At 65.2% G+C, this 19,173-nt stretch carries 15 protein-coding genes; 10 read left to right on the forward strand and 5 right to left on the reverse strand.

The window, feature by feature from the left end:
• Nucleotides 1-2: 2 nt before the first annotated feature.
• Complete coding sequence (locus FAZ69_RS17600) at nt 3-734, forward strand: amino acid ABC transporter permease (protein WP_136896368.1); 732 nt, start codon at nt 3-5, stop codon at nt 732-734.
• On the forward strand, nt 731-1,420 hold the full coding sequence (locus FAZ69_RS17605; protein WP_136896369.1) for an amino acid ABC transporter permease: 690 nt from the start codon (nt 731-733) through the stop codon (nt 1,418-1,420). The genes FAZ69_RS17600 and FAZ69_RS17605 overlap by 4 nt, the downstream gene beginning before the upstream one ends.
• Here the strand turns inward: FAZ69_RS17605 and alr are convergent.
• Both alr and FAZ69_RS17615 read right to left on the reverse strand, forming a co-directional pair.
• A complete protein-coding gene (gene alr, locus FAZ69_RS17610) occupies nt 1,407-2,474 on the reverse strand; it encodes an alanine racemase (RefSeq protein WP_136896370.1) in 1,068 nt (355 codons plus the stop codon). The two genes, FAZ69_RS17605 and alr, sit on opposite strands and share 14 nt — an antisense overlap.
• 59 nt (nt 2,475-2,533) lie before the next feature.
• Complete coding sequence (locus FAZ69_RS17615; RefSeq protein ID WP_136896371.1) at nt 2,534-3,826, reverse strand: D-amino acid dehydrogenase; 1,293 nt, start codon at nt 3,824-3,826, stop codon at nt 2,534-2,536.
• A gap of 190 nt (nt 3,827-4,016) precedes the next feature.
• On the opposite strand from FAZ69_RS17615, the gene FAZ69_RS17620 reads away from it, so the two are divergent.
• From FAZ69_RS17620 to ldcA, 6 genes are all read left to right on the forward strand, one after another.
• Nucleotides 4,017-4,373, forward strand: coding sequence for a cupin domain-containing protein (locus FAZ69_RS17620; protein ID WP_136896372.1), 357 nt, complete (start codon nt 4,017-4,019; stop codon nt 4,371-4,373).
• A 166-nt stretch (nt 4,374-4,539) separates the two neighbouring features.
• Nucleotides 4,540-6,186: a methyl-accepting chemotaxis protein gene (locus tag FAZ69_RS17625; RefSeq protein ID WP_136896373.1), complete on the forward strand. Its 1,647-nt coding sequence runs from the start codon at nt 4,540-4,542 to the stop codon at nt 6,184-6,186.
• Nucleotides 6,187-6,307: 121 nt separating this feature from the next.
• Nucleotides 6,308-6,562 (forward strand): hypothetical protein, encoded by a 255-nt coding sequence (locus FAZ69_RS17630; RefSeq protein ID WP_136896374.1) that lies wholly within the window; start codon nt 6,308-6,310, stop codon nt 6,560-6,562.
• Nucleotides 6,563-6,775: 213 nt separating this feature from the next.
• Entirely contained in the window at nt 6,776-7,177 is a 402-nt protein-coding gene (locus tag FAZ69_RS17635) for a DnaJ family domain-containing protein (RefSeq protein ID WP_136896375.1), read from the forward strand.
• Between the two features lie 86 nt (nt 7,178-7,263).
• On the forward strand, nt 7,264-7,836 hold the full coding sequence (gene tadA / locus FAZ69_RS17640; protein ID WP_136896538.1) for a tRNA adenosine(34) deaminase TadA: 573 nt from the start codon (nt 7,264-7,266) through the stop codon (nt 7,834-7,836).
• 31 nt (nt 7,837-7,867) lie between these two features.
• Nucleotides 7,868-8,794 carry a muramoyltetrapeptide carboxypeptidase gene (ldcA, locus tag FAZ69_RS17645; protein WP_136896376.1) on the forward strand — a complete coding sequence of 309 codons (927 nt, stop codon included), beginning with the start codon at nt 7,868-7,870 and terminating at the stop codon, nt 8,792-8,794.
• A gap of 20 nt (nt 8,795-8,814) precedes the next feature.
• Here the strand turns inward: ldcA and FAZ69_RS17650 are convergent, their stop codons facing one another.
• From FAZ69_RS17650 to FAZ69_RS17660, 3 genes are read right to left on the reverse strand one after another with little or no spacing between them, the layout of a single operon-like run.
• Nucleotides 8,815-11,412 (reverse strand): EAL domain-containing protein, encoded by a 2,598-nt coding sequence (locus FAZ69_RS17650; RefSeq protein ID WP_136896377.1) that lies wholly within the window; start codon nt 11,410-11,412, stop codon nt 8,815-8,817.
• On the reverse strand, nt 11,409-15,131 hold the full coding sequence (locus tag FAZ69_RS17655) for a hybrid sensor histidine kinase/response regulator (RefSeq protein ID WP_136896378.1): 3,723 nt from the start codon (nt 15,129-15,131) through the stop codon (nt 11,409-11,411). The genes FAZ69_RS17650 and FAZ69_RS17655 overlap by 4 nt, the downstream gene beginning before the upstream one ends.
• Before the next feature lie 46 nt (nt 15,132-15,177).
• Entirely contained in the window at nt 15,178-16,548 is a 1,371-nt protein-coding gene (locus FAZ69_RS17660) for an ABC transporter substrate-binding protein (RefSeq protein ID WP_240702305.1), read from the reverse strand.
• 1,053 nt (nt 16,549-17,601) lie between these two features.
• Here FAZ69_RS17660 and puuE point away from each other — a divergent pair.
• The gene (gene puuE, locus FAZ69_RS17665) at nt 17,602-18,555 is read left to right on the forward strand and encodes an allantoinase PuuE (protein WP_136896379.1); all 954 of its coding nucleotides are present in this window, start codon (nt 17,602-17,604) and stop codon (nt 18,553-18,555) included.
• Nucleotides 18,552-19,079, forward strand: a complete 528-nt coding sequence (gene uraD / locus FAZ69_RS17670; RefSeq protein WP_136896380.1) for a 2-oxo-4-hydroxy-4-carboxy-5-ureidoimidazoline decarboxylase — start codon at nt 18,552-18,554, stop codon at nt 19,077-19,079. The genes puuE and uraD overlap by 4 nt, the downstream gene beginning before the upstream one ends.
• Nucleotides 19,080-19,173: the final 94 nt, after the last annotated feature.

The following is a 19,173-nucleotide window of genomic DNA, read 5'->3' on the forward strand; positions in this document are numbered from 1 at the left end:
CGATGAGTGATTGGCTCGCGCCGAAGTACGTCGGATGGCTCGCGCATGGCTTTCTGTCGACGTTGCTGCTGTCGGCATGCGTGATCGTCGCGGCGGCGCTGCTGGGCTTCGTGCTTGCCTTGGCGCGCAATGCGCGGCGCCGCGCCGTCGCGCGCGCCGCGGCGCTCTACGTGCTCGTGTTCCGTAACTCGCCGTTGCTGGTGCAACTGCTGTTCTGGTACTTCGGTGCGGCGACGCTGTTGCCGCAAGGCTGGATGGCCTGGCTCAACACGCCGCATGCGTTCGCGCTGGGCGCCTCGACGCTCGCCTGGCCGTCGTTCGAATTCGTGGCGGGCTGGGCCGGCCTGACGTGCTATGCGACGGCCTTCATCGGCGAAGAGTTTCGCGCCGGCATACGCGGCGTCAAGGACGCGCAGTATCGAGCGGCGGCCGCGCTGGGACTCACGCCGCTCGCGACGTTCCGCTACGTGATCCTGCCGCAGGCGATCCGCATCGCGACGCCGCCGCTTGCGGGGCAATGCATGAACATCGTCAAGAACTCGTCGCTGACGATGGCGATCGGCTTGGCGGAGCTGTCGTACGCGTCGCGGCAGGTCGATACGGAAACCTTCAAGACGTTTCAGGCGTTCGGCGCCGCGACCATCCTCTATATCGCGACCATTGCCGCGATCGAAACCGCGCTGCTGCTCTGGAAGCGCGGCAGCGCGCATTCATGGCAGCGGGGGCAGGCATGAGCGCAGCCGAGTGGCTGCCCACGCTCCGTTACCTCCTGCTCGGCACGTTTCCGAGCGGCCCGCTCGGCGGCGCGGCGTTGACCCTCGTGATGTCGGCGGCGTCGGCGCTGCTGTCCGCCGTCATCGGACTTGCGGGCGGCATTGCGTTGTCGATGACGCGCGGCGCGGCGCATCTCGCGCTCACTGCGATCGTGGGCTTTTTCCGGGCCATTCCGGTGCTGATGCTGGTTTTCTGGACCTTCTTCCTGATGCCGATGCTGCTGCACGTCGACGTGCCCGGGCTGGCGACCGTCGTATGCGCGCTCGCGCTCGTCGGGGGGGCTTACCTGTCGCATTCGGTGCACGCCGGCATCGCGGCGGTCGGGGCGGGGCAGAGGCAGGCGGCGCTGTCGCTGGGCCTGACGCGCTGGCAGGCGCTGCGCCACGTGCTGCTGCCACAGGCAGTCCGGATCATGACGCCGTCGTTCGTGAACCAGTGGGTGTCGCTCGTCAAGGATACGTCGCTCGCGTATATCGTCGGCGTTCCTGAGTTCACGTTTCTTGCCAACCAGGTCAACAACCGGCTGATGGTGTACCCCGCGCAGATATTCCTGTTCGTCGGTCTGGTCTATCTGTTGCTGTGCTCCGCGCTGCAATTCGGCGCGGCGCGGCTCTTTCGCGAAAGCGCGTCCGTCAGCGGGCCTTGACGGGCACCCGGCGAGCCAGCGCGCACATCAGCTCGTAGCCGATCGTCCCGGCCGACGCGGCGACGTCGTCGATCTTCACTTGGTCTCCCCAGAGCTCGACCTTCGAGCCGATGCCCGCGTTCGGACACGGCGTGAGATCGACCGTCAGCATGTCCATCGACACGCGTCCCACGACGCGCGTCGGGATGCCGTCGACTGCGATGGGCGTGCCCGTCGGCGCGTGCCGCGGGTAGCCGTCCGCATACCCGCACGCGACGACGCCGATCCGCATGTCATGGCCCGCTTCGAAGGTCCTGCCATAGCCGACCGTTTCCGCGGCGCGCAGCGCCTGAGTGCCGATGATTTCGCTGACCAGGCTCATCGACGCGCGCAGCGGCACGTCGGCAATATGGCGCGACAGACCCGACGGCGATCCGCCGTAGAGAATGATCCCCGGCCGGACCCAGTCGCGATGGGCGCGCTCGTGCCACAGCACGGCGGCGGAGTTCGAGAGGCTGCGCGGGCCCGGAATGCCGCTCGTCGCCGCCTCGAAGCGGTCCATCTGCCAATCGATGTCGCTTTCGTCGGCGGCGGCGAAATGGTTCATCAGCGTGATCTCGCCGACGGATTCAGCCGCATTCGCGCGCTCCCAGGCCGCGCGGAAGGTGTCGGGCGCGAAGCCCAGGCGGTTCATCCCGGAGTTCATTTTCAAATAGATATCGATCGGGCGGCTGCGCGGGGCCGCGGCGATCAGGTCGAGCTGATCGTCGCAATGGACCGCGACCGTCAAGCCGAGCGCGTCCGCCGTCTCGACGTCCTCGGGCTGGAACACGCCTTCGAGCAGGAGGATCGGCTTCTTCCACCCGAGATCGCGAATGCGCACGGCTTCGTCGAGATCGAGCAGCGCGATGCCGTCCGCGGTCGCGAGGGCGGGATAGATGCGCTCGATGCCGTGTCCGTATGCGTTGGCCTTGACGACGGCCCAGACCTTGGCCCGGGACGCGCGTTGCTTGATGACATCAAGGTTGTGCCTGACGGCGTCGGCATGGACATAGGCGGCGATCGGGCGGGGCATGGTGATCCTGTTGATCCTTTGGGGACGAAGGAAAGGCGGCGTGGCTCGCGGTGTGTAGCTCAGTTCAGCTCGAAGTCCGCGGGGGCGGGCGGCTCGTCGGCGTAGCGGAAAACGTTCAGGTCGTCGAACTGGATGGCGGGCTGCTTGCCCGAGACGAGGTCCGCCAGCAATTGAGCGGAGCCGCACGACATCGTCCAGCCGAGCGTGCCGTGCCCGGTGTTCAGGAAGAGGTTCGACAGCGCAGTGCGCCCGACGATCGGCGTGCCGTCGGGCGTCATCGGACGCAGGCCGGTCCAGAACGTCGCCTGAGAGGTGTCGCCTCCGCCCGGGAAAAGATCGTTCACGCACATCTCGAGCGTCTCGCGCCGCGCTTCCCGCAAGCGCTTGTCGAAGCCGACGATCTCCGCCATGCCGCCCACGCGAATGCGCTGGTCGAAACGCGTGATGGCGATCTTGTAGGTCTCGTCGAGCACGGTGGAAACCGGCGCCGCGGCCTCGTTGACGATGGGCGCCGTGATCGAGTAACCCTTGAGCGGATAGACGGGAATCTTGACGACGCCGGAGAGGAACTTGGTCGAGTAAGAGCCGAACGCGACGATGAAGGCATCCGCATGCACGAGCTTGCCGCCGTGGCGCGCCCCGACCACCTTGCCGCCCTCGACCACGAGGCCGTCGATGACGGTGTTGTAGCGGAAGCTGACGCCCGCTTGCTCGGCCAGCGCGGCGAGGCGCGTCGTGAACAGCTGGCAGTCGCCGGTTTCGTCGCCGGGCAGGCGCAGGCCGCCCGTCAGCTTGTGCGAGGTGGCGGCGAGGGCGGGCTCGGCCCGCGCCAGTTCGGACTGCGTGAGAAGCTCGTAGGGGACGTTGGCCTCTTTGAGCACGGCGATGTCCTTGGCGGCGCCGTCGAGCTGCTGCTGCGTGCGGAATACCTGGAGCGTGCCGCCCGTGCGGCCCTCGTACTGGATGCCGGTGTCGGCGCGCAGCTGCTGCAGGCAGTCGCGGCTGTATTCCGCGAGCCGGACCATGCGGCCCTTGTTGATGGCGTAGCGCTCGGCCGTGCAGTTCTGCAGCATCTGCCACATCCATTGGAGCTGGAACTGCTTGTCGTCGTCGTCGGGGCGGATCGCGAGCGGAGCGTGCTTCTGGAACATCCATTTGACAGCCTTCAGCGGAACCCCCGGGGCGGCCCACGGCGCCGCGTAGCCTGGCGAGATCTGCCCGGCATTGGCAAAGCTGGTTTCGAGCGCCGGACCCGCCTCACGGTCGATGACCGTGACCTCGTGGCCCGCAAGCGCAAGATAGTAGGCGCTCGTGACTCCGACAACCCCGCTGCCCAGCACGATGACTCGCATACCCGCTCCCGATGGCGATGATGACTATGAAATGGATGTTTGGCACTGCCTTTTGGGAAAACTATGGGCAGTGCGCGCATCATATTGGCTATCGAGTAGTTTTATTTAATGAATATTGTCGATTTTTTGGTTTCTGATAAGGTTTTTGGGGCCATAAGCGGGCCTGGGTCCTGGAAGGAGAACTCGGATCATGACGAATGCGCCGCAATTCCTCCGCAGCGATTCAGCCGGAATTCCCTGGACGCCATCGAGGTTCGCACCCGGCGTCGAGGTCAAGAATCTCGGCAAAGCCGATGGGCGGGCGATGCAGCTCGTCCGCTTCGCCGCGGGAGCGGTCTTCCCCGACCATCTGCATACCGGACCGGAATTCGTCTACATCCTTGAAGGCGAAGCGATCCAGAACGGTCAGCGGTTGACGAGCGGATGGGCCGGTGTCGCCGAGCGGGGAACGGTCGATCGCGCCTTCAGAAGCGACACGGGCTGCACGTTTCTGCTCGTTTATGACTTGAACCAGGCATTCGATTCCGTGGCGCCGCGCGCCGAATAGCGGCCGCCATCCGCCATTTCCCGGATCAAGCTGAATGTGAATTGGCTTTGAATTGGCGAGCTTACTGGCGTAAGGCTTACGGGTTCCCCTCTATCAACTTTCGATCGCCTGTGCCGATAAGCGAGGCAAGCGGTCGCGTTCGGCGGCCAGTACCCGGGACCCCCGCATGTTCAAACTCAGCTTCACGCAGAAACTGTGGCTGCCTTTGGTGACGAGCCTCCTCGCACTGTTGATCGTGTCGGTCTCGGCGGCGTATCTGTCGCGCGAGACGCGCATCGAGGAGCGCAAGAATGATCTGATCAATGTCGCGCACGTCGGCCTGAGCATCGTGCAGGAATATGCCTCGCTCGCCCAAAGCGGCGCGCTCACCGAAGACCAGGCGCGCGCGCAGGCGCTCGCGCGGCTGCGCAACGTGCGCTACGGCGAGGACGGCTACTTCCTCGTCATCGATTCCAAGCCGCGGATGGTGATGCATCCGATCAAGCCGGCGAGCGAGGGCAAGGACCTGAGCAGCACCGCCGACGCCGACGGGCGCCACCACTACGTGAGCTTCGTCGCGGCGGCGCAGGCGCCGGAGGGCGGCTTCGTCGACTACGTGTTTCCGCATCCGAAGTCGGCGGCGGGCGAGGCGGTCGGCAAGATCGGCTATGTCGTGCGCTACGCGCCGTGGGACTGGATCATCGCGACGGGCGCCTACGTCGACGACATCAACGCCGCGTTCATGCGTTCGCTCTATCTGGCGGTCGGCCTGTTCGCCGGGCTCGCGCTCGCGCTTTCCGTGCTGGTGGCGTTCACCAACCGGAGCATCGTGCGCGCGATCGGCGGCGACCCCGGAACTGCCGCCGGCATCGCCGATGCGATCGCCTCGGGCGATCTCTCGCTCGCCATCGACACGCGCGCGGGTGACACCCACAGCCTGATGCACGCGGTCCGCCACATGCGCGACGCGCTGACGAACACGATCAGCCAGGTGAAATTCGCTGCCGACAACGTCGCGACGGGCGCTCGCGAGATCGCCAACGGCAACGCGGACTTGTCGGCGCGCACGGAGAACCAGGCGGCGTCGCTCGAAGAGACGGCGGCGAGCATGGGGCAGATCACGTCGATGGTCCGTCAGTCCTCCGACAACGCCCGCCTCGCGAGCGAGCTGGCCGCGAGCGCGGCGCAGATCGCGGACCGTGGCGGCGAGATGGCGGCGCGCGCGGTGTCGACGATGCAGGCGATCTCGGGCGAATCGAAGAAGATGGTCGACATCATCGCCGTGATCGAAGGGATCGCGTTCCAGACCAACATTCTCGCGCTCAACGCCGCTGTGGAAGCCGCGCGCGCGGGCGAGGAGGGGCGCGGCTTCGCCGTTGTCGCGAACGAGGTGCGCATGCTTGCGCAGAAGAGCGCCAGCGCGGCGAAGGAAATCCGCGCGCTGATCCAGAACGCCGTGGATCAGGTGGGCGCCGGCGCCGAACTCGTCGAGCAGACTGGAGCTACGATCGACGAAACGCGCGGCGCGATCGGGCGCGTCACCGGGATCGTGCAGGAGATTGCGGCGTCCGCGGCCGAGCAGAACACCGGCATCGAGCAGGTCAACGTCGCGGTCTCGCAGATGGACGGCATCACGCAGCAGAACGCCGCGCTCGTCGAGCAGGCGGCGGCCGCAGCGCAATCGCTCGAAGAGCAGGCGCGTCAGCTGCAAGGGGCGATGGCCGGTTTCCATGTCGGTGACGAGGATGGCGGGGCGGTGGTGGCCCGGCGGGACGGGCGGGCATCGTCGCGTGCATCGCGCCCGTTGAGCGATGTGCTTGTTGCGAGCGCTTGAGCGTAGTCAACGGCGAATGGACACGGCGCGCCGCCCGGTGGACGATCGGCCGCCGCGGGTATATAAGAAAAAGAGTTGAGCGCAGCCCGTCGGGGCTGGCTCGCATCGCGAGGAAAACACCATGTCCGACCCATCGGAAAAGCCGGCTGAAGGCCACGAACCGCCGCTCGAACATCTCGACGCGGCAGTCAATCATGTCGACCAGCTGATCTCGTCGGGAAGCATTGCGAAGGGCGCGGCGAAAGGGCTCCTGTACAGCCTGATCGAAACGCTCGGCGCGCTGGTCGGCGACCCCGATCTTCCCGAGCATTCGCGCTCGGGCTATGAGGGATTGCTCGAAACCGCGCGCGAGCTGCGCGTGAAGCTCGGCAAGTAGCGCGCCGCCTGGGCTCGCCGCAGGCCGCGCCGGGCAATGGGCGCGGCCGCGGCCACCAGCGGGGAAATCCTGCCTGCGACAGATAGAACGGGTTGGTCCATTGGTTCGCCGGCGCGATCAAAGTCCCCGTATATCGCCTATTCCCAGGAAGGGGCTCGGAGCCGCTTATGCCCGCCTGCTAGAATGCGGGGGCCGCAATGTAGTGGATCGCAAATGAAATTGCTTGATGCGTTAGTCGAACAACGAATTTCCGCCGCCGCCGCACGGGGCGAGTTCGACGATTTGCCCGGCGCCGGGGCGCCCCTGGAACTCGATGACGATCTGCTCGTTCCCGAGGAAGTGCGCGTCGCGAACCGGATCTTGAAGAATGCGGGCTTCGTGCCGCCCGCGGTCGAGCAACTGCGCTCGCTGTGCGGCTTGCAGAAGCAGCTCGAGACCGTCAGCGATCCTGCGGTGCGCTGCGAGCTGCGGGCCAAGATGCTGGCGCTCGATATGGCGCTCGAGTCGCTGCGCGGCGCGCCGCTGCTGGCTCCGCGCGAGTATTGCGAGCGCATTGCGCAACGCTTGTCCGAGCGTGTGCGTGCGGAAGTCCGCGATGTGATGGAGCCGTCGTGAGCCCGTCGTCAGGCGAGTGCGCTGACGGCGGCGCGCAGATCTCAGGGTGTGCCGTTGCAGCCGCCGCCGAACCCGCTGCCGATCCGTTGTTCCCTCCGTCTGATCTGGACCCCGGCCAGGCCGATGCTCCCCGCGAAGTCTCCGAGCGCGACCGCCGCTTCATGGCGCTCGCGCAAGCCGCCGCCGAAAAGGCGCGCGCGGCCGGCGAGGTGCCGGTTGGCGCCGTGCTCGTGCGCGGCGAGGAAGTGATCGCCACCGGCTTCAACCATCCGATCGGCGGGCACGATCCATCGGCCCACGCCGAGATGGCTGCGCTGCGCGCGGCCGCCCAGGCGCTCGAGAACTACCGCTTGCCGGGCTGCGAGCTCTATGTGACGCTCGAGCCTTGCCTGATGTGCGCCGGGGCGATCATGCATGCGCGCATCGCGCGCGTGGTGTTCGGCGCCCGTGATCCGAAGACGGGCGCCTGCGGCAGCGTCGTCGACGCGTTCGCCAATCCGCAGCTCAATCACCATACCTCCGTGACGGGCGGCGTGCTGGAAGCCGAATGCGGCCAGGCGCTCAAGTCGTTCTTCGCGGACCGCCGCCGCGCGATCCGCGCCGAGCGTGCCGCCGCTGCGGACGCGGCGCGCGAACGCGGCCCGGCGGAGCCCGTCTAAATCGTCAATATCGTTTCCTCGGCACACGGCCATGGTCGCTCATCGTACGATCGAACTGATTGCTCCGTCGGGATACCCGGCGGACCCCGCCGCCGTCGAGCGCGGGCTTGCCCGGCTGCACGCGCAAGGGCACAAGGTCAAGGGACTTGACGCGACGCGCCGGCGCTTTCAGCGCTTCGGCGGCACCGACGGCGAGCGCGCCGCCGACCTGAATCGCCTCGTCGATGCCTCGCGGCCACTGCCGGACGTGGTGCTTGCGGTGCGTGGCGGCTACGGCGCGATACGCATCCTCCACGGACTCGACTACGAGGGATTGCAGCGTCGGCTGCGCGACCAGCCGATCGTGCTGGTGGGGCATAGCGACTTCACGGCGATCCAGTTCGCGCTGCTCGCGCGCTCGGGCGTGACGACTTTCGGCGGCCCGATGTTCGCGACCAATTTCGGCGCTCAAGACCTGAGCGCCTTCACGATGCATCACTTCTGGGACGCGGTGACGAAGCCGTCCTTCACGCTCGTGTCCGCGGCGCCTCAAGCGCAGTCCGTCGACGTGTCGGGGACGCTCTGGGGCGGCAACCTGGCGACGATCGCAGCGCTCGTCGGCACGCCGTACATGCCGCCCGTGCAGGGCGGCATCCTCTTCATCGAGGATGTCAACGAGCAGCCGTTCCGGGTCGAGCGTTTGATCTATCAATTGCATCTGGCCGGGATATTGGCTGAGCAGCAGGCGCTCGTGCTCGGCGATTTCTCGGGCGGCCAGGCGTTCGAATACGACAACGGCTACGACCTGCACGCGATGATCGAGCAGGTGCGCTCGGTGATCGGCATCCCGGTCGTGACGGGATTGCAGTTCGGCCATATCGACGACATGGTGACGATTCCGGTCGGCGCGAAGGGGCATCTGGTCTCCAATGCGCATGGCTTCAGGCTGACGGCTTCGGGCTATCCGTACCTCACGTAGTTCGCCCGTCACGGCCGTGCTCAAGCCTGTCCACGGCGTCTCGGCTCCTCGATATGGGTGATGCGCGGCGGGTGGACGTCGACACATGCGGCGTCCGCGTCCTTCCCGTCATGCAACGGCGGAACCGTCGCGTAGCCGCGCTCGAAGCGCTGGAATGCTTCGGCGATATGCTGTCGCAGCAACGCGACATCCCACGGCTTGGTCAGGAACTTCTGAACCGATCCCTCGTTGATGGTGTCGGTGATCGACTGCACTTCGGTGTACCCGGACAACAGGATGCGCACGATGTCCGGGTACAGCGCCTTAACCTTCTGCAACAGGTCGATCCCGGACAGGCTCGGCATGCGGAAGTCCGAGACGATCACGCCCACGCGATGACGCGCGAGCAGATCGAGCGCTTCGTCGGGATTGGTCGTGCAGAGGATCTCGTAGCCGTCGCGGTTCAACGACCGCCCGAGCATCTGCAGGATGGACCGGTCGTCGTCGACAAGCAGCAGCGTCCGGTGCAATAGCTCTCGCCGCCGGCAATGCTCGGGAAGTTCCGTGCCGGCGGACAGCATTTCGGCGATTTCCGGCCCCGTGACCGGATGGCTGAAGTAATAGCCCTGCATTGCATGGCAACGGTGCCGGTTCAGGAACGAAAGCTGCCCTTCCGTCTCCACGCCTTCCGCGACCGTCGCCATGTGAAGCGACTCCGCCATCGCGATGATCGAGCGCGTCAGCGATGCCCCTTCCGCGCTCGTGGTCACGTCGCTGAGGAACGACTTGTCGATCTTGACGACGTCGATGGGCAGATCCTTGAGGTAGGACAGGCTCGAGTAACCGGTGCCGAAGTCGTCCAGCGATAACATGACGCCGAGGGCCTTCAATTCGCGCAGCGTATGGGCGATCGTATTGCGGTCCTGCATCAGCACGCTTTCGGTCAACTCGAGCTCGAGCCGGGCCGGGGCGAGTCCGGTTTCCTCGAGCGTCGCGCGCACCATGTCGGCGACATTCTGTTGCCGGAACTGACGCGCCGACAGATTCACGGCGACTGGTATCGGAGGATGCCCCTCCCGATGCCAGGCGACAGCCTGCGCACAGGCTGCACGCAATACCCATTCGCCGATCGGCAGAATCAGCCCCGTTTCTTCTGCAATCGGGATGAAACGGTCGGGCGGGATCACGCCGATTCCCGGGCGCCGCCAGCGAATCAGCGCCTCGACGCCGCTGATCTGGCCTGTTTTGAGGTCGACCTTCGGCTGGTAGTGCAGCTCCAGTTCGTTGTTTGCCAAGGCCTGGTGCAGCGCGTTTTCGAGCTCAGCCTGTTCTTCCACGCGGGTGCCCAGCTCGCGCGTGTAGAAGCTGTAGCAGTTCCGCCCGCGTTCCTTCGCGCAATACAGCGCGGCGTCGGCCGTCTTCAGCAATGACTCTGCGTCGGCGCCGTCAGCGGGATAGACGCTGACGCCGACACTCGTCGTCATGTGCAGGTCGTGGCCCTCGAGCGCAAACGGCGCGACGAAGGTCCCGAGTATATGGCGCGCGATCTTTTCCGCGTCCGCCGACGCGCGCAGGTTGACCAGCATCACGACGAACTCGTCGCCGCCGAGTCGCGCGACTGTGTCGCCGTCGCGCAGGGCTGCCTTGAGGCGCACCGAGACGGCCTGGAGCAGGCTGTCGCCGACCGAATGCCCGAAGTTGTCGTTGACGTACTTGAACCGGTCCAGATCGAGCAGCATGACTGCGACCAGCTGCCTGGTCCGTCGCGCCTGCAACATCGCCTGTTCCATGCGGTCGCTTAGCAGGTTGCGGTTGGGCAGGCCGGTCAACGCGTCGTGGTTGGCCAGGTATTCGATGCGCCCCTGTTGCATCTTCCGCTCCGTGATGTCCTGCACGATACCGCGTAGGACGATCGCGCGGCTCGGATCCCGGTCCGACTCCGCCTGATGCAGCACGTGGTGCTCCGTGCCGTCGGCATGAATCAGCCGATGCTCGAGCGAGAACGCGGTGCCTTCGGTGCGCAGGCTGGTGAACGACTGGATCAGCAACGGCTGTTCGTCTGCCGGAACGGATTGCAGCAACCGGTCGAAGGTAGCGGGGGTGCATTCGGGGTCGAGACCCAGGATCCGGTACAGCTCCGGTGACCAGTAGCCGTCCGGGCGTCCCGCCTGGTACTCCCAGTTGCCCAGATGCGCGAGCGTTTGCGCATAGGTCAGACTGCTCTGGGCGGTCGCCAGCTTTTCGAGCGTGGCGGCGCCCCGCAGCAGATACCGGATCCGGTAGCCGAGCAGTTTCCAGCGCATCGGCTTGGAGACGAAATCGGTCGCACCGGCATCGAAGGCCCGGGCGATCGACTCGTCATCGTCGTTGCCGGTCAGCATGACGATCGGCACGAGGCGGCCTTCCGGCAACGCGCGCAGCCGGCGGCAACATTCGAATCCGTCGCCGCCGGGCATCTCGACGTCGAGCAGCACCAGAGCGGGGCGATGGCGCAGGAAGGCATCGATGCCTTCCTGCGGCCCCTCCGTCTCCTCGACGCGAAAACCCTCTGGCTCGAGGGTCTCCACGACCAGCAGGCGCGTCATCGCGTCGTCATCGACGATCAGGACCACCGGCGCATCGGAATTTCGATTGATCACGACTGTTCTCCCGCTTCTGTAACTGCGCGATTGCCACCGCGGTCGTCTTGCAGCCGCTCATCCTTTGCCTCCACCCGTTCCGCCATCAACGCGGCCTGCACGCGCCTGAATTCGGCGTCTGTACCGTCGACCAGGTCCGCAGCCCCAACGACGTTGGCGGCGCGCGCCAACTGCTCGATTTCCCGGCATTGGGTCGACAGAACGTGTGCGCCTACGTTCGCGCTGCTCGATTTCAGCGTATGTGCGGCAAGCTTGAGTGCGGCGTCGTCGGCGGCTTCGACGGCCGCGTGCATGTCGCGGATCAGCCGGGGCGCATCCAGATTGAATTGATCGATGATCCTGGTCAGGATGTCGGGGCGGCCGGGCCGCTGCAGCGCACGCAAGCCGTCGAGCACCTTCTGGTCGATCACGTTCGCGCTGGCGTCCGGATCGGCGCTCGCCGCATCGTCCGCTTCGCCGTTCGCGGCGACCGCCGATCCGGGCGCCTCTGCACGGGAAAAGCGCGCGAGCATCCTCAGCAGCGCATCGCGACGGAAGGGCTTGCTCAGATAGTCATCCATGCCGGCGGCCAGGCAACGTTCCCTGTCGCCGCTAATGGCATTGGCCGTCATCGCGATGACCGGCAAGCGCGGCGCACGTGACTCCGCTTCGTGCTGGCGCAAGAGCCGTGTCGCTTCGAAACCGTCCATCAACGGCATCTGGCAGTCCATCAGTACCACGTCGAACGCGTCGTCCGCGATCATCTTCAGCGCCTGCCGGCCGTTTTCGGCGACAGCCGCCCGATAGCCCGTGTCTTCGAGCATGGCCAGCGCGATCTGCCGGTTGACCGCGTTGTCCTCGACCAGCAACACGCGCGCCGAAACCGTGTCCGGCGTCGAAATTTCGTCCGGCCCGGCTTCGTCGGACCCCGGTGTTGCCGATGGTAGTCGGCGCGGCATGGCGGGCATCGCCGACGCGATGCCCGCATACAGGTCCGAACCGTGGAGCGGCTTGGTCAGGCGCGCGTCGATGCCCAGTTCGTGCGCAACCTGGATGCTGTCCGTCATCTCGAACGCGGTCAGCGTGATGATCCGGAGCGCACGCAGCGACGGGTCGTTCCGGATGTGCTGCACGAGCGAGATGCCGTCCATGCCCGGCATCCGCACGTCGATAATGGCCAGGTCGAAGGGGCGATTGCTGGCGGCGGCGGCCCGTAGTTGCGCCAACGCATCGTCGCCGCTGCTGGCCGTGGCGACGCGCAACTGCCATTCGATCGCATGTTCGACGAGCACGCTGCGATCGGTCTCGCTGTCGTCCACGATCAGCACCTTCAAGCCGGCCAGCGACTGCCCGGCGCCCGAGGCAACGCCGACAGCCTCGGACACTGGCTCGAGCCGCGCCGTTACGGTGAACACCGAGCCCTGACCGGGCGTGGATTCGAAGGTGAGCGTGCCGCCCATCATCTCGGCCAGTTGACGGGAAATCACGAGCCCCAGCCCGGTTCCGCCATATTTGCGGGCGGTCGAGCTGTCGGCCTGCTGGAACGGCCTGAACAACTGCGCGGACACGTCCGGCGAGATGCCAATGCCGCTGTCGATGAACGCGAACACGACGAGACCGCGATCCGAACACGATACGGCCAGCTCGACCTGCCCGCGCTCGGTGAACTTGATCGCGTTGCCGATCAGGTTCGTCAGGATCTGGCGCAGCCGGACCGGGTCGCCGCGCACCCATTCCGGAACCGGATCCTGCCTCCGGAGCACCAGCGCAAGTTCCTTGCGCCGCGCATTGGGCTCGAGCAGCGAGACGACGTCGTCGAGCAACTGATACAGGTTGAACTCGACGCACTCCAGCGCCAGCTTGCCGGCCTCGATCTTCGAAAAATCCAGGATGTCGTCGATGATGATCAACAGCGTCTCGCCGGATCGATACACGGTATCGACAAAGTGCCGCTGCTTCGACGTCAATTGGGTGCGCTGCAGCAGTTCGGTCATGCCGAGCACGCCGTTCATCGGCGTGCGGATTTCGTGACTCATCCTGGCGAGGAATTCCGACTTTGCCGAATTCGCGGTTTCCGCCGCTTCGGTCGCGGCTTGCAATTCGATGTCGCGCCGCTCGATTTCGTCGAGCATCGCATTGAAGCCGTCGATCAGGGCTGCGACTTCGTCGTTGCCTTTGTGATGCACGCGCAGGGACAGGTCGCTGCCGCTGCGAATGCGGCCCATCGTGCGAGTCAGATTCGACAGCGGGCGGGAGATGGACGTCCCAATCCGGTGGCTGATCACGAAACCGCCGACCGCGAGCAAAAATGACACGGCGGCGATCATGGCGACCGCGCCCGTCATCGCGCGGTACACCTGCGAGACGATGCTGTTCTGCTGCAGGTTGACACGTTCAACCTGCCGGTCGCCGTAGGCCACGAGGCGGCTCGCGGTGGCGTTGATATCCGAGACGATGCGCGTCATGGCAGCGTCATTGGACAGCGAATGCCATTTCGCGGCCAGGATGCGGCGCGCGGAATCCGCCAGTATGACGGTCAACGGGACCACGTCGTGCGTGCGGTTCAGTTCGCCTTGCCCGCTGGCCACGAGCGCCGCCCGCAGCGCGTTCGCCGACTCGGCGAGTTCGCCGAGATCGATCTGCATCTCGTCGTCGACGCGCTTGAGCTGTTCCTCGCTCGTGCTTTCCGTGACCAGACGAAAGTTGGCCGTCAACTCCTCGATACTGCCCTTGACGACCGCCGAAAGGTACCTGATCTGGGCTGCCCGCTGCTGGAAGGCAGCCGCTTCGTTGAGTCTTTGCTGTGCCCTGACGATTCGCAGCGCAAACGGGTCCTCTATCTCCGCCAGCATGGTGTCCAGCGTCTGGAGCGACGTCGAGACCGCCGCCCGTTTCGCCTGATAGGGCGCCGCGGCAAACGGCTCCGCGAACATCCTGCTGCGCAGCGCGACCAGGCCGTCGTTGCCGTCGAGCATGTCCGTCGCCAGTTGCGCGAGCCTGTCCGCGACATCGCGGGTCGCGGCGGAATCTCCGTCCGTTTTCGCGATCATCATCGCATTGCGTGCGTGGTCGATTGCGGCCCTCAGCCGTTCCTTCTGCGGGGCGAGCCGATATCGCGTCGGCGCGACGTCGACTTCCGCGACGATGATGATGATGTCCTTGACGTCCGCACGGATATTGTCCACCGCGTGAATCGTCTTGTTGAAGGCGGTGTTGGCTGCTTGCGCGGAGGTCACGGCTGCCACCGCCTCATGGTCGAGCCGTCCGGTTTTTTTGCCGATGGTGGTCAGCAAGTCGGAGCCCGTTTCCTGGACGTCGGCAATCAGTTTGCTTTCGGTATCGAGTATCGCGTTGTCCCGCAGACGCTGACTGACGCCTTGGTTCATCGACTTGAGCATCACCCGCAGTTCGGCGGACGGCTCCTCGACGCTGCGCTTGTCGATCGCGCGCACGGCTGCCGTCGTGGCCGCGATCCGTTGCAATTGCGCTTCGATCGCCGACGTCGCTTGTTGCTGCTGAGACACGCTTTGCGCCTGCTCGAGCCGGCTGAAATCCAGAGCGAGATCGACATAGGCGCGCTGGAGTTCGTTGCTGCGCATCTGCAACGGCAGCGATTCGGTCGTCAACGTGCGCACGCCGGATGCAATGCCGCGCACGGCGAGTAGACTGGTCGCCGATATCGCCAGGACGCCCAGCAGCATCACGCTCGTGCTGGCGACAAGCTTGGCCTTGATGTCCATGCAGCTCCCCGGATGTGGATGGCCCGCGCGAGGCCATTCGGATGTTTTATTTCGGCGGCTCGTCCAGTGGCGCAACCCGGCCGTGCGCGATTTCGGTGAGAAAAACCGAGTTCAACGCTTGATGATTGTCTGCGCCCAGGTCGATCACCACACCGCCGAGGTCGAGATGCTTGATCGATTCGAGCGCTCGCAGCAATGCCGCCCGGGTCGGGGACGGGCCGGCGCGTTCCAGCCCGATCAACATGACCTTCGCGTAAATGCAGCCCTCGAGGTCCACTACGCCGACGCTTTCCCCAGGGAAGCGGCCCGAGATCAGCCTTTTGCAGTCCTGCGTCACGTCATAGTCGTTTCGCGGGAGCGGCACCACCTGGGAAATCAGCGTGCCGTCGCCGTCGGTGCCCACGAGGCGCAGCAGGTCGTCGGTGCCGACGAAGGAAACGGTGGCGAGCCGGGCCTTGAGGCCTTCGTGGTGTGCTGCGCGGATGAAGGCAGCGATCGGTGTGTACGGGCCGACCATGATGACGACGTCTGGCCGGCCCTCCATCACTGACACGAGACCTGTTTCGACCGCTGTTGTCCCGCGGCGGAAGGTGCCGGTCGCAACGACGTCCAGGCCATGACGCTGAAGCGCCAATCGCGTTCCTGCCAGCACCGCCAGCCCGAAACCATCGTCCTGGTAGAACACGGCGAAGCGTTTGGCGCCATCGCGCGCGATGAAATGATCGACCAGCGTTCGCGTCTCGTCTTCATAGCTGGCGCGAATGTTAAAGACTTCGGGAATGACCGGTTTGCGCAACGACATCGCCCCGGTAAATGCGCCGACGAGCGGTATCTGGGCGTCCTTGATGATCGGCAGCACCGCCGTGGTCGTCGGCGTGCCGACATAACCGAATAACGCGAACACCTGGTGCTGTTCGATCATCTCGAGCGTGGCATCGATGGTCTTGTCGGGCTCGTACTGATCGTCGGCGACGAGCAGGTCGATCTTCCTGCCGTGCACGCCGCCGTGCGCGTTCGCGTCGTCGAATACGGCTTCGGCGCCCGCGCGTATGGCACGTCCCAGACCTGACGCGGCGCCGGTCTGCGCATTGACCATGCCGAGGCGGATTTCGTCGTCGTTCACGCCGGCTTCCGCCGCGAAGCAGGCGATGGGGCCGGTCATCGCGGCGAGGCACGCGATAAGCGTCAGCTTTCGGCACAACGCCGCGTGTCGCAGTTTCTGCCGGACAGCGCGATCGTGCACGCGCGAGATAGACGGCAGCGCGGCGCTCGGGCCGGACGAATTTCCATATGGGGAGGCGGGGGAGAACTGCAGGCTGTCGGGGTGAGCGGGCGGGGATGGCACGTGCGGGGAGCAAGCAATCCGCCGCCTGACGATGCCGGAAAGGCGCCATGGGAAAGACGTGCCATCTTTCATGCTGCGTTCCTCTTGAATCGATTGCACGAAGTACTACTGGCGAAGTTTCGGGCAGCGGAGCTCATCGGCTGGTCCCGTATGGTCATCGATTCGTTCTCCATGAGGCCATCCCGCCTCTTCTGGCAATCCACGCCTTCAGGCGGCCGCTCGTCCGGTTCGAACGCCTCGCTGCCATGCGCCATGCCTTCATGAAAATCGCTGCCGGCTTCATCTACTGGCGACAATCTCGAAAGATCATTCCGTTAGCGATTCTCAGTCAGGCGATTATGCTGAATTGATGATGCACCCACGGCATGCCGCACCGACGGCGTAGCAAAAGAGGATTATGATATTTATATAGTTTGCATCACGTGCAACTGCAAGGCGGGGGAGAAAAATGAAGGCATTTTTTATACTCGAACAATTACCCATTGATTCACCGGTGAGATGTGGCTAGGCTTCGGCAAGCGCCTTCTTTGTGTCTTGCGCAATTTCAGTTTTGTTTTTATTAACCTTTTTGTTTTTCGGTAACATGGCCCATTCGCGAATGACGAGTCGGGCCCGAAACCAAACCGATTCGTTACAGGTTGCGCTGACAAATCATCTTCGAGTGACGATGCCGGACTAATGTCGGCAAATGGAGATCCGGTTGGTTTGCGGAACTGTATGAAAACGTGCTCCAAGTACGGTATGAGCGACGCCGATTTCGCCGGAGCGCTTTTGTCGGGCTGCGTCGAGCTACCGGGCCGCTGAGCGGCGTTGCCGGCGCCCGCGATCGCGCGCCTGGTCACGGGCGCGACAGCGCCAAAAATGGGGAAAACCCGCCCTCCGCCGCGACCGGCGAGGCTGCTGCGCTGCCGCATATACATTCCGTCTGACTCGCACTATCCGTCCGGGTGTATGGGCGCACCCGGGCGTTTTGGCTACACTGGCCCCATCCTGCTGCCGTCTCGAAAACGCCCGGATTTCCGCAGGCTTTCGAGGCGTCCGAGTCCCCGAGCCTTTTTTCACGGCCCTGGATTTGCCCGCGTCTTTCGTTCCGTGCAATCACGCGCACTAAGGCATTGCCCAACCATGTCACTCGATCCCAACTATCCGCGCGACCTGATCGGCTACGGCCGCCATCCGGTACAGGCCAACTGGCCCGGCCGCGCCCGCGTCGCCGTCCAGTTCGTTCTCAACTACGAAGAGGGCGGCGAAAACTGCGTGCTGCACGGCGATCCCGCTTCCGAGCAGTTCCTCTCCGAGATTGTCGGCGCTGCCGCCTACCCGGCGCGGCACATGAGCATGGAGTCGATCTACGAATACGGCTCGCGCGCAGGCGTCTGGCGCATCCTGCGCGAGTTCGAGAAACGCGGCCTGCCGTTCACGGTGTTCGGCGTCGGCATGGCGATGGAGCGGCATCCGGAGCTGAGCCGCGCGTTCGTCGAGCTGGGCCACGAGATCGCCTGCCACGGCCATCGCTGGATTCACTACCAGGACATGTCTCCCGAGCGCGAAGCCGAGCTGATGCGCGAAGGCATGGAGGCGATCGAGCGTGTGACAGGCGTGCGGCCGCTCGGCTGGTACACCGGGCGCGACAGCCCGAACACGCACCGGCTCGTCGCGGAATACGGCGGCTTCCTGTACGACTCCGACTACTATGGCGACGACCTGCCGTTCTGGATGGACGTCGAAGTGACGGGCGGCGAGCGCACGCCGCAACTGATCGTGCCATATACGCTCGACACCAACGACATGCGCTTCGCGTCGCCGCAAGGCTTCAACACAGCGGACCACTTCTTCACCTATCTGCGCGACGCGTTCGACGTGCTCTACGAAGAAGGCGACGAAGCGCCGAAGATGCTCTCGATCGGCATGCATTGCCGGCTGCTCGGCCGTCCTGGCCGGTTCCGCGCGCTGCAGCGCTTTCTCGATCACATCGAGCAGCACGAGCGCGTGTGGGTCGCCCGGCGCGTCGACATCGCCAGGCACTGGCGCGAGCATCATCCTTACCCATCCCAGACGAGCCGCGGGGCGACCGCATGAAAGCGATGCGATACACCTTGGAACAACTGAACACGATGTCGGCCGACGCTTTCACGGCGGCGCTCTCGGGCATCTTCGAGCACTCGCCGTGGGTGGCCGCCGAGGCGGCGGGCAAGCGGCCGTTCGCGAGCGTCGAGGCTTTGCACAAGACGATGTCGGGCATCGTCGAGGCGGCGGGTGAGGCGAGGCAACTCGCGCTCATCAACGCTCACCCGGAGCTCGCGGGCAAGGCGGCCGTGCGCGGCGAGCTGACCGAGGAGTCGACGCGCGAGCAAAGCGGCGCGGGTCTGTCCCAATGCACGCAGGACGAGTTCGACAAGCTGCAGGGCTTGAACCGCGCGTATCGCGAGAAGTTCGGTTTCCCGTTCATTCTCGCGGTGCGCGGCTACGACCGCCACGGCATCATCGCCAACTTCGAGGCGCGCGTGAACCACAGCCGCGCCGACGAGTTGCGCGCGAGCCTCGATCAGATCTACCGCATCGCGCGTTTCCGGCTCGACGATCTGGCGGGCGCGTCAACGTAAATCTCCCTTGCGGCCGGCACGTTCAGCGCGCCGGCCGCCAAGCATTCGCAACACGCAAGTGTTTCCTCAAGCATAAACAGACTGGAAGGACGAC

The sequence above is a fragment of the Trinickia terrae genome (assembly GCF_005144415.1).
GTDB lineage: Bacteria > Pseudomonadota > Gammaproteobacteria > Burkholderiales > Burkholderiaceae > Trinickia_A > Trinickia_A terrae.

Excerpts from the sequence above, each read along its gene's own strand:
- FAZ69_RS17635 (WP_136896375.1), top strand. The coding sequence starts at position 6,776 with ATGAAATTGCTTGATGCGTTAGTCGAACAACGAATTTCCGCCGCCGCC.
- puuE (WP_136896379.1), top strand. The coding sequence starts at position 17,602 with ATGTCACTCGATCCCAACTATCCGCGCGACCTGATCGGCTACGGCCGC.
- FAZ69_RS17615 (WP_136896371.1), bottom strand. The coding sequence starts at position 3,826 with ATGCGAGTCATCGTGCTGGGCAGCGGGGTTGTCGGAGTCACGAGCGCC.
- uraD (WP_136896380.1), top strand. The coding sequence starts at position 18,552 with ATGAAAGCGATGCGATACACCTTGGAACAACTGAACACGATGTCGGCC.
- ldcA (WP_136896376.1), top strand. The coding sequence starts at position 7,868 with ATGGTCGCTCATCGTACGATCGAACTGATTGCTCCGTCGGGATACCCG.
- FAZ69_RS17620 (WP_136896372.1), top strand. The coding sequence starts at position 4,017 with ATGACGAATGCGCCGCAATTCCTCCGCAGCGATTCAGCCGGAATTCCC.
- FAZ69_RS17600 (WP_136896368.1), top strand. The coding sequence starts at position 3 with ATGAGTGATTGGCTCGCGCCGAAGTACGTCGGATGGCTCGCGCATGGC.
- FAZ69_RS17605 (WP_136896369.1), top strand. The coding sequence starts at position 731 with ATGAGCGCAGCCGAGTGGCTGCCCACGCTCCGTTACCTCCTGCTCGGC.
- FAZ69_RS17625 (WP_136896373.1), top strand. The coding sequence starts at position 4,540 with ATGTTCAAACTCAGCTTCACGCAGAAACTGTGGCTGCCTTTGGTGACG.
- alr (WP_136896370.1), bottom strand. The coding sequence starts at position 2,474 with ATGCCCCGCCCGATCGCCGCCTATGTCCATGCCGACGCCGTCAGGCAC.
- FAZ69_RS17655 (WP_136896378.1), bottom strand. The coding sequence starts at position 15,131 with ATGGACATCAAGGCCAAGCTTGTCGCCAGCACGAGCGTGATGCTGCTG.
- FAZ69_RS17660 (WP_240702305.1), bottom strand. The coding sequence starts at position 16,548 with ATGAAAGATGGCACGTCTTTCCCATGGCGCCTTTCCGGCATCGTCAGG.
- FAZ69_RS17630 (WP_136896374.1), top strand. The coding sequence starts at position 6,308 with ATGTCCGACCCATCGGAAAAGCCGGCTGAAGGCCACGAACCGCCGCTC.